Origin of the sequence: Janthinobacterium sp., from assembly GCF_009923995.1 — a bacterium.
Lineage (GTDB): Bacteria > Pseudomonadota > Gammaproteobacteria > Burkholderiales > Burkholderiaceae_D > Janthinobacterium.
In genome coordinates, this window is record NZ_RFSK01000014.1 from 94,161 (window position 1) to 107,268 (window position 13,108).

At 65.0% G+C, this 13,108-nt stretch carries 11 protein-coding genes, 1 pseudogene and 2 riboswitches; of the genes and pseudogenes, 8 read left to right on the plus strand and 4 right to left on the minus strand.

All coding sequences use genetic code 11. The features are described 5' to 3' along the window. Positions 1-133 precede the first annotated feature (133 nt). Positions 134-769 (minus strand): phosphatase PAP2 family protein, encoded by a 636-nt coding sequence (locus tag EBS11_RS10035; RefSeq protein WP_290602425.1) that lies wholly within the window; start codon positions 767-769, stop codon positions 134-136. A 156-nt stretch (positions 770-925) separates the two neighbouring features. Continuing rightward, positions 926-1,498: an ATP-dependent Clp protease proteolytic subunit gene (locus EBS11_RS10040; protein ID WP_290602426.1), complete on the minus strand. Its 573-nt coding sequence runs from the start codon at positions 1,496-1,498 to the stop codon at positions 926-928. A 169-nt stretch (positions 1,499-1,667) separates the two neighbouring features. Beyond that, a riboswitch (glycine riboswitch) is annotated at positions 1,668-1,754 on the plus strand. Between the two features lie 27 nt (positions 1,755-1,781). After that, positions 1,782-1,888: riboswitch (glycine riboswitch) on the plus strand. Between the two features lie 74 nt (positions 1,889-1,962). On the opposite strand from EBS11_RS10040, the gene gcvT reads away from it, so the two are divergent. The 3 genes from gcvT to gcvP all read left to right on the plus strand — a co-directional run bounded on the left by gcvT (position 1,963) and on the right by gcvP (position 6,539). Further along, positions 1,963-3,084: a glycine cleavage system aminomethyltransferase GcvT gene (gcvT, locus tag EBS11_RS10045; protein ID WP_290602429.1), complete on the plus strand. Its 1,122-nt coding sequence runs from the start codon at positions 1,963-1,965 to the stop codon at positions 3,082-3,084. A gap of 70 nt (positions 3,085-3,154) precedes the next feature. Beyond that, positions 3,155-3,535 (plus strand): glycine cleavage system protein GcvH, encoded by a 381-nt coding sequence (gene gcvH / locus EBS11_RS10050; protein ID WP_077403327.1) that lies wholly within the window; start codon positions 3,155-3,157, stop codon positions 3,533-3,535. Positions 3,536-3,638: 103 nt separating this feature from the next. Beyond that, positions 3,639-6,539, plus strand: a complete 2,901-nt coding sequence (gene gcvP, locus EBS11_RS10055) for an aminomethyl-transferring glycine dehydrogenase (RefSeq protein WP_290602432.1) — start codon at positions 3,639-3,641, stop codon at positions 6,537-6,539. A gap of 232 nt (positions 6,540-6,771) precedes the next feature. Here the strand turns inward: gcvP and EBS11_RS10060 are convergent, their stop codons facing one another. After that, positions 6,772-6,930 (minus strand): hypothetical protein, encoded by a 159-nt coding sequence (locus tag EBS11_RS10060; RefSeq protein ID WP_290602434.1) that lies wholly within the window; start codon positions 6,928-6,930, stop codon positions 6,772-6,774. A 163-nt stretch (positions 6,931-7,093) separates the two neighbouring features. Here EBS11_RS10060 and EBS11_RS10065 point away from each other — a divergent pair, with 163 nt between their 5' ends. From EBS11_RS10065 to EBS11_RS10085, 5 genes are all read left to right on the plus strand, one after another. Beyond that, on the plus strand, positions 7,094-8,311 hold the full coding sequence (locus tag EBS11_RS10065) for a Bcr/CflA family efflux MFS transporter (protein ID WP_290602436.1): 1,218 nt from the start codon (positions 7,094-7,096) through the stop codon (positions 8,309-8,311). Between the two features lie 25 nt (positions 8,312-8,336). Continuing rightward, a complete protein-coding gene (locus tag EBS11_RS10070) occupies positions 8,337-8,936 on the plus strand; it encodes a TetR/AcrR family transcriptional regulator (protein ID WP_290602437.1) in 600 nt (199 codons plus the stop codon). 393 nt (positions 8,937-9,329) lie between these two features. Beyond that, positions 9,330-12,014, plus strand: a complete 2,685-nt coding sequence (gene mgtA, locus EBS11_RS10075; protein ID WP_290602439.1) for a magnesium-translocating P-type ATPase — start codon at positions 9,330-9,332, stop codon at positions 12,012-12,014. A 36-nt stretch (positions 12,015-12,050) separates the two neighbouring features. Then, the gene (locus EBS11_RS10080) at positions 12,051-12,392 is read left to right on the plus strand and encodes a DUF6677 family protein (protein WP_290602440.1); all 342 of its coding nucleotides are present in this window, start codon (positions 12,051-12,053) and stop codon (positions 12,390-12,392) included. Then, on the plus strand, positions 12,389-12,907 hold the full coding sequence (locus EBS11_RS10085; protein WP_290602441.1) for a ribonuclease HI family protein: 519 nt from the start codon (positions 12,389-12,391) through the stop codon (positions 12,905-12,907). Before EBS11_RS10080 ends, EBS11_RS10085 begins: the two co-directional genes overlap by 4 nt. Here EBS11_RS10085 and EBS11_RS10090 read toward each other — a convergent pair. Then, positions 12,904-13,108 (minus strand): annotated as a pseudogene (locus tag EBS11_RS10090) (hypothetical protein); the annotation flags it as partial. The gene EBS11_RS10085 and the pseudogene EBS11_RS10090 overlap by 4 nt on opposite strands.

Consider the following 13,108-nt stretch of genomic DNA (forward strand, 5'->3'; position numbering starts at 1 on the left):
ACACTTCATGGTCACCGCGGTCACCATTGCGACGGCAGCCTGGCCACTCACCGCGAAAAAGTGGTTCATCATACCATTTCCCGCTGCTTTTCTGGCCAAAAAACAGCAGCGTCAGGCGGCGGCCGGCAGCACGTCACGGGGCTGGACGGCCATCCTGCGCCAGTTTCCAGTCCGCGCGGGAAAAAACGCGCTCATGGCCGGACAGCACCATGGCCAGTTTTTGCAGCCACTGCTCGGTGGGCATGGGTTCGGCCTTGAAGCTGAGCAGCACCATCAGCGCCAGGCTGGCCAAGGCCAGCGCATGGCTGACGGCGATGTTCACGGCACCGCGGGCGCTGCGCATGAAACCGAGCGCCACGGCCAGCCCCAGCACGCAGCCGCTGACGGCTTCGGAGACGCTATGCGCATGCACGAGCACGCGCGATATGGCCACCAGCACGGCAAAGGCCAGGCCGACGAGCACGCCGGCCTGGCGCCAGCGCCCGTCCGCCTGCTGCAGCAGCACGTACATCAGCACGGGGAACACGGCGCCCGCGCGCATGGCGTGGCCGCTGAAGCCGGTAAAGTCCAGCGCGCTGCTGCCCACGCCCCAGCTCATGAAGGCCAGTTTGGACAGCACGACGAGGGCCAGGCCGCCGCCGTACCACAGGCTCCAGGCCAGCACCAGCTTCCACTGCCGCGACACCAGCAGCCACACGGCAATCGCCACGCCCGCCGGCCCCATCACGGACATATCGGCCGCAAAAGAAATCCCGTTCCACCAAGTCATCGTGCCTGCATTTATTTCATGATCAGCTTGCACTATGCCATGACTGCCCCTGCTTGCGCCCGGGTTTTCATCAACAGCAGGCAAGAATTACATTCCATTACAATTTCCGCCCCTTAAATTACCGCAAAGAAACAACGTCAGGGATGGCGGGGCGCCTCAGATATTCGTCAGGCGCTTGCCCTTGGGCGGCGCGAAATCGCAAATGGAGGAAATCATGCCCACTTCCAGCGCCTGCTCGGCCGTCAGGTGCAGGTCGGAATACGCATGCACCTGCCACTGCTCTTCCGTGAGGCTGACGTGGCTGCGCAGGATGCGCTCGGTACGCATGTCGTCGGCGCGTAAGCCTTCGACGATGATGCTGAGCGCATCGGGCCGGGAACCGGGCGAGGCCGTCGCGTGCGACTTGTGCACCATGAAGCGGGCCGTGTCGCTGGCATGGCGCTGGCGTCCCGCGAGGAACAGGGTCACGGCGATGGAAGCCACGGCGCCGCCGTTGTAGGTAATGATGTCAAGCGGCAACTTGCTGAGGAAGTTGTACAGACAGATGCCATCGCTGACATAACCGCCGTTCGACTGGATCAGGATGTGCGCCGTGGTGAGCTTGTCTTCCGTGATGTCGGCCGCGGCGTTGAAGACGCGCCGCACCATGTCGCTGTTGACGTCGCCGGAGAGGGTGAAGTAACCGTGCTGCTCGGTGTTGTTTTGTGTCTCGTTTTGCGTACTGTTCATGGCAGGCACCCGCGAGAAAGCCAGGATTTCATGATAGCGCATTCCTGCGCGGCCGGGCGCCCTTTTGCACAGGGCCAGACCCCGCCAACAGGGCCTTTGGCGGCGCTTTTGCCGCACCCGCGCCGCGTCGTTACAGATTGACAGAACTACCCTGCTGGCATATATTCCTCCCACTTGATCGGGAGAGGGCAACCCAGCGTTGCCGCCGAAGGGGCACTACCCAAAAACTCTCAGGCAAAAGGACCGATCAGGCGGACTGAAGCTGTTGCTTTGGCGACATCTTTAGCTCAACTCTGGAGAGCGGCCGCGGCGTGACGCCGGCGGCCCACCGAAGGGGCGCACGGGGCAAGCCCCCGTAATCTCTCAGGTACAAAGGACAGGGGGGTCAGTGATCACGCTGGAAAGCCGTGTTTGGCTATTCTATGTTTTGTTAACTCCCCTTTTACCTTCGTCCCGAGGAATCCATGACGCTCAAAGCGACCCCACTCAACAACGCCCACCGTGCCCTCGGCGCCCGCATGGTCGATTTCGGCGGCTGGGACATGCCCGTCAACTACGGCTCGCAAATCGAAGAACACAACGCCGTGCGCGGCGATGCCGGCATGTTCGACGTGTCGCACATGTGCGTGGTCGACATCGAAGGCCCGAACGTGCGCGCTTTCCTGCGCGGCCTGCTGGCCAACAACGTCGACAAGCTGCAAGTGTCGGGCAAGGCGCTGTACTCGTGCATGTTGAATGCCGAAGGTACCGTCATCGATGACCTGATCGTCTACTTCTTCAATGAAAACTGGTTCCGCCTCGTCGTCAACGCGGGCACGGCGGAAAAAGACGTGGCCTGGATGCAGCAGCAAAACACGGCCAGCAACAGCGGCCTGACGATCACCCAGCGCCGCGACGGCAACGACGCCATGGCCCTGGTGGCCGTGCAAGGCCCGAACGCGCGCGCCAAGGTGTGGCAGGTGCTGCCGGAAACGCAGGCGGCCTCGGAAGCAATCAAGCCCTTCAACGTCGTCATCGTCAAGGACACTGCCTTCGGCGAAGTCATGCTGGCGCGCACCGGCTACACGGGCGAAGACGGCTTTGAAATCGGCGTGGCCGCCACCCAGGTGGAAGCGCTGTGGAACGCGCTGGCCGCCGCCGGCGTCAAGCCGGCCGGCCTGGGCGCACGCGACACCCTGCGCCTGGAAGCGGGCATGAATCTGTACGGCCAGGACATGGACGAAAGCGTCAACCCGCTCGACGCAGGCCTGGCATGGACCATCGACCTGGTCAGCGAACGCGATTTCACCGGCAAGGCCGCCCTGCAGGCCAAGGGCCAGAACGCGCAATTCGTCGGCCTGATCCTGCGCGAAAAAGGCGGCGTGCTGCGCGCGCATCAGAAAGTCATCATCGCCGGCAGCGACGCCACGGGCGAAATCACCAGCGGCACCTTCAGCCCGACGATGCAGGAAGCGATCGCCCTGGCGCGCGTGCCGAACGGCGTGGCCGTGGGCGACACCGTGCACGTGGAAATCCGCGGCAAGCAGCTGGCCGCTTCCGTCGTCAAGCTGCCTTTCGTGCGTAACGGTAAAATCCTGGCTGCGTAAGCGTATTAGAGCCGCCCGCAAGACCGTACAACCATAATCAATAACGAACACTTACCATCTGGAGCCACACATGAACATTCCTGCAGACCTGAAGTACACCGCTTCCCACGAATGGGTACGCCTTGAAGGCGACGGCACCATCACCGTCGGCATCACCGAATACGCGCAGGACGCCCTGGGCGACATCGTCTTCGTCGAGCTGCCAACCGTGGGCAATACCTATGGCGCCGGCGACGACGCCGCCGTGGTGGAATCGGTCAAGGCAGCGAGCGACATCTACGCGCCGATCGCCGGCGAAGTCGTGGCCGTCAACGACGACGTGGTCAACTCGCCGGAGTCGATCAACGCCGACGCCTACGCCAACTGGCTGTTCAAGATCAAGCCAGCCGACGTGTCGGCCCTGGACGGCTTGCTCGACGCTGCCGCCTATGGCGCCACCACCGGCGCGTAATCGCGTTTGACTCACGGGCCGCTTTCGCGGCCCGTTTGCATTTTTTCTGCGCTGCGCCCGTGCGCCGCATCCCGGTTTTTCAGTCTTTTTTGGCCTCTATATCATGACCCGCACCAGCCTGACCCAACTCGAAGCACGCGATGCCTTCATCGCCCGCCACATCGGCCCTTCTTCCACCGAACAAGCAGCCATGCTGGCGACCCTCGGCTATCCATCGCGCGCCGCGCTGATCGACGCCCTGGTCCCGGCCAACATCCGCAACAAGGGCGCCCTGCCCCTGGGCGCCTACTCGCAGCCGATGCCGGAACAGGAAGCCCTGTCGCGCCTGAAAGCCATCGCCGGCAAGAACCAGGTCTTGAAATCCCTGATTGGCCAAGGCTACTACAACACCTTCACGCCCGGTGTCGTTTTGCGCAACATCTTTGAAAATCCCGCCTGGTACACGGCCTACACGCCTTACCAGCCCGAGATTTCGCAAGGCCGCCTGGAAGCGATCCTGAACTTCCAGCAAGTGATCACCGACCTCACCGGCATGGGCATCGCGAACGCCTCGATGCTGGACGAAGGCACGGCCGCCGCCGAGGCGATGACCCTGATCCAGCGCGTGGGCAAATCGAAGTCGAACGTGCTGTACGTGGCCAGCGACGTGCTGCCGCAAACCCTGGAAGTGGTGCAGACGCGCGCCCAGCCGATCGGCATCGACGTGCGTACGTTTGATCCTTCGGAAATCGAATCGCTGGACGCCTGCTTCGGCGTGCTGCTGCAATACCCTGGCGTGAACGGCGTCGTGCGCGACTACCGCGCCGGCGTGGAAAAACTGCACGCGAATGGCGCCATGGTCATCGTCGCGGCCGACCTGCTGGCCCTGACCATGCTCACGCCACCGGGCGAATGGGGCGCCGACGTCGTCGTCGGCAACAGCCAGCGCTTCGGCGTGCCGCTCGGCTTCGGCGGCCCGCACGCGGGCTACCTGTCCACGCGCGATGAATTCAAGCGCAATATGTCCGGCCGCCTGGTGGGCGTGACCGTCGATGCGCAAGGCAACAAGGCGTACCGCCTGGCCCTGCAGACGCGCGAACAGCATATCCGCCGCGAAAAAGCGACGTCGAACATCTGCACGGCGCAAGTGCTGCTGGCCGTGATGGCTTCCATGTACGCCGTCTACCACGGCCCTGCCGGCCTGCTGCAGATCGCCCAGCGCGTGCACCGCTTTACGGGCGTGCTGGCGGCCAACCTGAAGACCCTGGGCTACGGCATCGCCAACGCCACCTACTTCGACACCCTGACGGTCAACGTCGCCGACGCGGACAAGCTGCACGCGGCGGCCCTGAAGCACGGCGTCAACCTGCGCAAGGTCGATGCCACCCACGTCGGCCTGTCGCTGGACGAAACCACGACGCGCGACGATATCGCGCTGCTGTGGAAGGTGTTCGCCGACGGCGTGGCCAACGCGCCTGCCGCGCCTGACCTGGACAGCGTCGAAGCCAATGTGACCAGCGCCCTGCCGGCCAGCCTGGCGCGCGAAAGCGCCTACCTGACCCACCCCGTCTTCAACAGCTACCACTCGGAACACGAAATGCTGCGCTACCTGCGCAGCCTGGCCGACAAGGACCTGGCGCTGGACCGCACCATGATCCCGCTCGGTTCGTGCACCATGAAGCTGAACGCGACGAGCGAAATGATCCCCGTCACCTGGCCGGAATTTTCGAACATCCACCCGTTCGCGCCGGACGCGCAAACCGTGGGCTACCGCGAAATGATCTCGCAGCTGGAAGAAATGCTGTGCGCCTTGACGGGCTACGCCGCCGTCTCGCTGCAGCCGAACGCCGGCTCGCAGGGCGAGTACGCGGGTCTGCTGGTGATCAAGGCCTATCACGAGTCGCGCGGCGAAGGCCACCGCAACATCTGCCTGATTCCCTCGTCGGCGCACGGCACCAACCCCGCATCGGCCAATATGGTCGGCATGCAGGTGGTCGTCACCAGCTGCGACGCCAACGGCAACGTGGACCTGGCCGACCTGAAGGCGAAAGCGGAAAAGCACAGCGCCAACCTGGCCTGCGTGATGGTGACTTACCCATCCACCCACGGCGTGTTTGAGGAAGGCATCCAGGAACTGTGCGAAATCATCCACTCGCACGGCGGCCAGGTCTACATCGACGGCGCCAACATGAACGCGCTGGTCGGCGTGGCCGCTCCAGGCTCGTTTGGCGGCGACGTGTCGCACCTGAACCTGCACAAGACCTTCTGCATCCCGCACGGCGGCGGCGGACCGGGCGTCGGCCCGATCGGCGTGGGCGCCCACCTGGCGAAATTCCTGCCGAACCAGCGTTCCTCGGGCTACCAGCGCGACGTGGCCGGCATCGGCGCCGTCAGCGCCGCGCCGTTCGGCTCGGCCAGCATCCTGCCGATTTCGTGGATGTACATCGCCATGATGGGCGCCGAAGGCTTGACGGCCGCCACCGAGACGGCCATCCTGGCGGCGAACTACATCGCGCGCCGCCTGGCGCCGCACTACCCCGTGCTGTACTCGGGCCACGACGGCCTGGTCGCGCACGAGTGCATCCTGGACCTGCGCCCCATCACGGACGCCACCGGCATCAGCAACGAAGACGTGGCCAAGCGTTTGATGGACTTCGGCTTCCATGCGCCGACCATGAGCTTCCCCGTGCCGGGCACCCTGATGATCGAGCCGACGGAAAGCGAATCGAAAGTGGAGATCGACCGCTTCATCGACGCCATGATCGCCATCCGCGGCGAAATCGCCAAGGTCGCCAGCGGTGAATTCGACCACGACGACAACCCCTTGAAAAACGCGCCGCACACGGCACAGGTATTGATGTCGGACAACTGGGAACGCAAGTACAGCCGCGAAATCGCCGCCTACCCCGTCGCTTCCTTGCGCCAGCGCAAATACTGGCCGCCGGTCGGCCGCGCCGACAACGTGTACGGCGACCGCAACCTGTTCTGCGGCTGCGCGCCTATCAGCTCGTACGAAGAGGAATAACGCCAGACCAAACCTACTGCGCGTCGCGCTTTGCGGCCGGCGATGCTCACCGTACTAGAGTACGGTTGCGCTTCTCGGCCGCAAGGGGGCGCCGAGCCTCACTGACGCTCGCTACGGTTTTGTCAGACGTCAAAACTCAGCAATCAAGAAATAAAATCCCGGCAGAAACCGGGAATATTAAATTAAAACAGAACGGCAGGCCGCAAGGCCTGCCGTTTTTTTATGCGCCCCGTTACAGTGCCAGCAAAGCCGCGCCCGGCAAGCCCAGGGCCGTGCCCAGCATCGTCAGCAGCACGACATCGCGCCGCTCGCAGCGGGAGCGGTGCGAACTCCAGGCGGCGAACAGCAGGGCCACGGCCACGCCGCTGAGTGAAATGCCCACTTCCGTCATGTCCGCTCTCCCCGCAGGTGCGGCGCACCCGTCATGGTTTCTTTTGTCATCGTCCTCGTCCTTTTCAGTGATTGACCAGCCTACCTATCGGTAGGTAGTCAGTGTACAATAAAAAAGACGGCAATGTCCATGCCGCTTTTTTTGATGACAAGAAGGAATCGCAATGCAGCAGCAAACCACTCCCCCCGCCGCCAGTCTCGGGCTGGCCGCTTCCCTGGCCCTCGTGGCCGTGCTCGGCCCGGCCGGCATCGACATGTACCTGGCTTCCATGCCGGCCATGGCGCGCGAACTGCACACGAGCTATGCGAATGTGCAGCTGAGCCTGACCGTCTTCCTGCTGGCCCTGGGCGCAGGTCAGCTGCTGTGCGGCCCGCTGACCGACATGCTGGGGCGGCGCCGTCCGCTGCTGGCCGGCATCGCCGTGTACATGCTGGCGGCCGTGTGGGCTGCGCAGGCGGAGCAGCTGTCCATCCTGCTGCTGGCGCGCACCCTGCAGGGCCTGGGCGCGGCGCTGACCCTCGTCGTGGTGATGAGCATGGTGCGCGACGTGGCCGATGGCGTCAAAGCGGCGCAGCTGTTCGCCCTCCTGATGACCATCGTCGGCCTGGCGCCCGTGCTGGCGCCCGCCGTGGGCGGCTTGCTGGACGCCCATTACGGCTGGCGCGCCGTGATGCTGGCCCTGGCCGCGCTGGGCGCCTTGACCCTGATCAATAGCGCGCTGTTCCTGCCGGAAACTCTTCCACTGAAGAACCGTGTTTCGCCGCAAGGCCTGCACCGCACCTATGCCCGCATCGCCACGGACCGCGCCTTCTTGCTGCCCGCGCTGGCCCTGTCGGCCAGCTTCTTCTTCCTGTTTGCCTACATCGGCGGCGCATCGCTCGTCTATCAGCGCGACTTCGGCCTGTCCGCCGGCAGCTTCGGCCTCGTCTTCGGCGCCACGGGCGTGGCCGTGCTGCTGGGCGCCATGGCCAGCGGACGGCTGGTGGCGCGGCACGGCGTGGCGCGCCTGTGCGTGGCGGGCAGCGCCGCCATGCTGGGCGGCGCCGTGCTGGCCCTGCTGGGCGCATGGGCGGGAGCCGGCATCACCGCCGTCGTGCCGGGCATGTTCCTGGCCCTGTTCGGCCTGGGCATCGCGGAAGCGGCGCTGATGGCCATGGCCATGGGCTCGCAGCAGCGCGCCCTCGGCTCCACGGCGGCCCTGCTGGGCGCCATCCAGATGAGCTTATCCTCGCTGGCCACGCCGCTGGCGGCCGGCCTGTCCGAACGGGGGCCGCTGCCCTGGCTGCTGTTCTTGACCGGGGCCGGCCTGCTGGTATCATGGCTGACCCTGGCAACTGCGCGCGTCCATCCGGCCGCCGCCAGCAGCCTGGGCGCGCACTGACGCCTCACCCCACCACTACCTGCATATGAAGAAACGCTCGGCCTCGGCCGATAACATCTGTGCCGTCGCCGTCGTGCACTTTTCCGAGCACGGCTACGACGCTTCGTCCCTCAGCGACATCGCCGAACAGGCGGGCATGCGCAAGGCGTCGCTGTATTCCCACTTCGCCGGCAAGGACGCCCTCTTCCTCGACGTCTTTGCCGACGCGCTGGCGGAAGAGCAGGCCTTCATGGATGCCTGCTTCGCCGACGAAGCGGCGCTGGCCGCGCCCGGCGGACGGCTGGCCGGCTCCCTGTACTGCGACCGCATGGCCCGGCGCTATGCGGATTCGGCCCATCTGCGCTTTCTGCTGCGCACGGCGTATTTGCCGCCCGCGCCCCTGCGCGTGGAGGTGGGTACGGGCTACGAAGCCTTGCTGGCGCAATTGCAGCGGCACTACGTGGCCAGCCTGGGCCGGCTGGCGCCCGCCCTGCCGCCGCCGCGCATCGACCTGTATGCGCAAGCCTACCTGGGCATCGTCGACAGCCTGCACGTGGAACTGATCTACGCAGGCGGCGCCGCCCTGCAGCAGCGCCACGCGGCGCTGTGGCAGATCCTGTCCGATTCGCTGGCGATGGCGGCATGACGGCGGCAAATACCACAGTCACATTACACTTTGGAAACCTAAGATTTCTTCAGTTGACACTGTTGCAGCACGTGCATAAGATGCCCCCATTATTCATTTACGGAGTCCCACGTGGGTACTTGTTCTAGTGACAGTAGCCGATCTTGTATCGGCGATTGCCTCGGCAGCTAAACAGCAAGCAACGCGGAACCCGTTTCCTCCGTGCCTTGCTGAGCAAGGTGCGGTGTCTCTCGCGGCCAGTCTGGCCGCGCGCCTCTTCCCCCTCTTTCCGATCGCGACCGGCTACTGACCCGGATTGCCCGCAAGCATCATGGCTGCCATGGTACGCTTGCGGCACGCAAGTCTTGCCTGCGGCTGCGCCGCCCGTCAACACCTCGTCGCGAAAGGAAGAGCATGAATCTCTTCACCCGTTTGTTCGAATCGTTCCTGCGCAAGCGCCACACGGCCGGCCATTTCCGCCGCCGCGCCATGCCGCTGGAAAACAGCACGGCCCGTCCCGTGCCCGACCACCTGGCCCGCCAGCTGCTCGCTGCCGCCCATGAAGACCTCGATAGCGCCCTGAACCGCCTGCACACGCGCCTGGAAGGCTTGCGCGATGCCGAGGCGCAAGTCATCGCCGCGCAGACGGGGCCGAACGAGGTCGAGCATGAAAAGCCCCTGGCCTGGTACCAGCACCTGTGGCTGTGCTACAAGAACCCGTTCAACCTGCTGCTCACCGTGCTGGCCATCGTTTCCTACCTGACGGAAGACCCGAAGGCCACCATCGTCATCGGCACCATGGTGATCCTGTCGACCCTGCTGCGCTTCGTGCAGGAAGGCCGCTCCAACCGCGCCGCCGAACGCCTGAAAGCCATGGTCAGCAACACGGCCACCGTGCTGCGCAACGGCCAGCGCTCGGAGCTGCCCATCCGCCAGCTGGTGCAGGGCGACATCATCGTGCTGTCGGCCGGCGACATGATCCCCGCCGACTGCCGCTTGCTGTCCGCCAAGGACCTGTTCGTCAGCCAGGCCGCCATGACGGGCGAATCCTTGCCAGTAGAAAAGATGGCCGAACTGGCCGACGCCGCCGGCCGCGACCCCATGGACCTGGCCAACCTGCTGTTCATGGGCACCAACGTCATTTCCGGCGCCGCCACGGCGCTGGTGCTCGCCACCGGTAACCGCACCTATTTCGGCACCATCGCCACGCGCGTGACGGCCACCGAGCGCACGCCGACGGCGTTTGAAGCGGGCGTCAACAGCGTCAGCTGGCTGCTGATCCGCTTCGCCCTCGTGATGGCGCCGCTGGTCTTCCTGATCAACGGCTGGACCAAGGGCGACTGGATGGAGGCCTTCCTGTTCGCCCTGTCCGTGGCCGTGGGCCTGACGCCGGAAATGCTGCCCATGATCGTCACCAGCACCCTGGCCAAGGGCGCCGTGAAACTGTCGAAAAAGAAAGTCGTCGTCAAGCGCCTGGACGCCATCCAGAACTTCGGCGCCATGGATGTGCTGTGCACGGACAAGACGGGCACCTTGACGCAGGACAAGATCGTGCTGGAACGTCACACGGACGTGTTCGGCCAGCCGTCCGACGAAGTGCTGCAGTTCGCCTACCTGAACAGCCACTACCAGACGGGCCTGAAAAACCTGCTGGACCGCGCCGTGCTCGACCATGTGGAATTGCTGACGGAAATGCAGCTGGCCCGCGATTACGTGAAAGTCGATGAAATCCCCTTCGATTTCGTGCGCCGCCGCATGTCCGTCGTCGTTTCCGAGCGCGACGACCACCATGAGCTGATCTGCAAGGGCGCCGTCGAGGAAATCCTCGCCGCCTGCAGCCATTTGCGCCTCGGCGGCGTGAGCATTCCGCTCGACGCCGCCCTGCTGGCGAAAGTGCTGGACACGACGCATGGCTTGAACGCGGAAGGCTTGCGCGTGGTGGCCGTGGCCGTCAAGGAAGTGCCGCCCCATAAGACCGTGTACGGCGTGGCCGATGAAACGGCGCTGACCCTGATCGGCTACGTGGCCTTCCTCGACCCGCCGAAGGAATCGACGGCGCCCGCCCTGCGCGCGCTGGCCGAACATGGCGTGACCGTGAAAGTGTTGACGGGCGACAATCACCTGGTGACGGCGAAGATCTGCCGCGAAGTGGGCCTGGCCGTGCACGGCGTGCTGCAAGGCCCGCAGCTCGACGACATGGACGACGCCGCCCTGGCCAGGGCGGCCGAGGAAAATACGGTGTTTGCCAAGCTCAGCCCGCTGCACAAGGAGCGCCTCGTGCGCGCCCTGCGCGGCAATGGCCATATCGTCGGCTTCATGGGTGACGGCATCAACGACGCGCCCGCCCTGCGCGCGGCCGACATCGGCATTTCCGTCGATTCGGCCGTCGATATCGCCAAGGAAGCGGCCGACATCATCCTGCTGGAAAAGAGCCTGATGGTGCTGGAAGAAGGCGTGCTGGAAGGCCGCCGCACCTTCAGCAACATGCTCAAGTACATCCGCATGACGGCCAGCTCGAACTTCGGCAATGTGTTTTCCGTGCTGGTGGCCAGCGCCTTCCTGCCGTTCCTGCCCATGCTGCCGCTGCACCTGCTCGTGCAGAACCTGCTGTATGACGTGTCGCAGATCGCCATTCCCTTCGACAATGTCGATGCGGAACTGATCCAGCAGCCGCTGAGCTGGAACCCGCGCGACATCGGCCGCTTCATGGTCTTCTTCGGCCCCATCAGCTCGATCTTCGACATCAGCACGTTTGCCCTGATGTGGTATGTCTTCGACGCCAATTCGCCCGAGAAGCAGACGCTGTTCCAGTCCGGCTGGTTCGTCGTGGGACTGTTGACGCAGACCCTGATCGTGCACCTGATCCGCACGCCCAAGCTGCCCTTCATCGACAGCATCGCCTCCGTGCCCCTGCTGGTGGCCACCACCGCCATCATGGCCGTGGGCGTCTTCCTGCCGATGGGTCCGCTGGCGACCTACTTCAAGCTGCAAGCGCTGCCGCTCGCGTATTTCCCTTGGCTGCTGGGCATCCTCGTGTGCTACACCCTGCTGACGACGGTCATGAAACGCGTGTATCTGCGCAAATTCGGCTGGCAATAGTATGATGAGCCGCTCTTTCCCCTTATAAAGGCGCGCATGAGCGGCTCCCCCCTTTCCAAACGTACGCTGGCCCTGCTGCTGTCGGGCCTCGTCTTTCCCGGCAGCGGGCATTTTGTCCTGCAGCGCAAGGCGCGCGGCTGCCTGTTCCTCGTGCCCGCCCTGGTCGCGCTGCTGTTCGTATTGCGCCAGATCATGGCACGATTGGACCAGGTCATGGCACAGATCAACAGCGGCGCCCTGCCCCTCGACGTGCAGCTGATCGTGGAAAGAGTCGACGCCCTGTCGGCCAACGATGGTCCCGCCATGGCCGTGGCCATGGGCGTGCTGGCCGTGTGCTGGCTGGCCAGCCTCATCGATACCTTGCTCATCAAGCCATGACGCCGGCAGCGCAGGCGCGCGCGGAGCGCCGGGAAGCGAAGATGCAGGCGCGCCGCGCCCAGCTGGCCGCCAGGCGCCGGGACCACGGCGGCCCGCTGGCCTGGCGCGGCTGGTTCGACGGTTCCGCCCACCCGAATCCGGGCAGGCTGGGCGTGGGCGCCCTGCTGCTGGGGCCGGACGGCGAACGCATCGAAGTGAGCCAGGCGGCCGGCCATGGCAGCAGCAGCGACGCGGAGTATGCGGCCCTGACGGCCGTGCTGCGGGCGGCGCTGGACGTGCGGCCGGTGCAGCTATTGCTGTACGGCGACAGCCAGGTGGTGATCAACGATGTGCTGGGAACGACGCCGGCCGGCGCCAAGGGACTGGAAATGCACAGGGCCACCGTAGTGGCCCTGTTGCAACAATTTCCTGACGTCAGCCTGCGCTGGATACCGCGCCACCGCAATGGCGAGGCGGACAGGCTGTCGCAGCGGGCGATTGCGACCTGGGAAGGCTTGCCGCTGCAGGAGGATTAGGCGGCGCGGCCGATCCGCAGCGCTTCCTTCTGCGCCTTCGCCACCGGCCGCGCGGTGCCATCGATGCCCTTCAGGCCGCCGGCCTGCTGGCCATTGAGCTTGAACACGCTGACGACCTGCGCCAGGCTGTGCGCCTGGTGCTGCATGGATTCGGCGGCCGCCGCCGACTCTTCCACCAGGGCCGCGTTTTGCTGGGTCACG

What these genes read in the sequence shown, in the direction of transcription:
- EBS11_RS10080 (WP_290602440.1), top strand. Translation starts at nt 12,051, where the DNA reads ATGAGCGGCTCCCCCCTTTCCAAACGTACGCTGGCCCTGCTGCTGTCG.
- gcvP (WP_290602432.1), top strand. Translation starts at nt 3,639, where the DNA reads ATGACCCGCACCAGCCTGACCCAACTCGAAGCACGCGATGCCTTCATC.
- gcvH (WP_077403327.1), top strand. Translation starts at nt 3,155, where the DNA reads ATGAACATTCCTGCAGACCTGAAGTACACCGCTTCCCACGAATGGGTA.
- EBS11_RS10040 (WP_290602426.1), bottom strand. Translation starts at nt 1,498, where the DNA reads ATGAACAGTACGCAAAACGAGACACAAAACAACACCGAGCAGCACGGT.
- gcvT (WP_290602429.1), top strand. Translation starts at nt 1,963, where the DNA reads ATGACGCTCAAAGCGACCCCACTCAACAACGCCCACCGTGCCCTCGGC.
- EBS11_RS10070 (WP_290602437.1), top strand. Translation starts at nt 8,337, where the DNA reads ATGAAGAAACGCTCGGCCTCGGCCGATAACATCTGTGCCGTCGCCGTC.
- mgtA (WP_290602439.1), top strand. Translation starts at nt 9,330, where the DNA reads ATGAATCTCTTCACCCGTTTGTTCGAATCGTTCCTGCGCAAGCGCCAC.
- EBS11_RS10060 (WP_290602434.1), bottom strand. Translation starts at nt 6,930, where the DNA reads ATGACGGAAGTGGGCATTTCACTCAGCGGCGTGGCCGTGGCCCTGCTG.
- EBS11_RS10085 (WP_290602441.1), top strand. Translation starts at nt 12,389, where the DNA reads ATGACGCCGGCAGCGCAGGCGCGCGCGGAGCGCCGGGAAGCGAAGATG.
- EBS11_RS10035 (WP_290602425.1), bottom strand. Translation starts at nt 769, where the DNA reads ATGACTTGGTGGAACGGGATTTCTTTTGCGGCCGATATGTCCGTGATG.
- EBS11_RS10065 (WP_290602436.1), top strand. Translation starts at nt 7,094, where the DNA reads ATGCAGCAGCAAACCACTCCCCCCGCCGCCAGTCTCGGGCTGGCCGCT.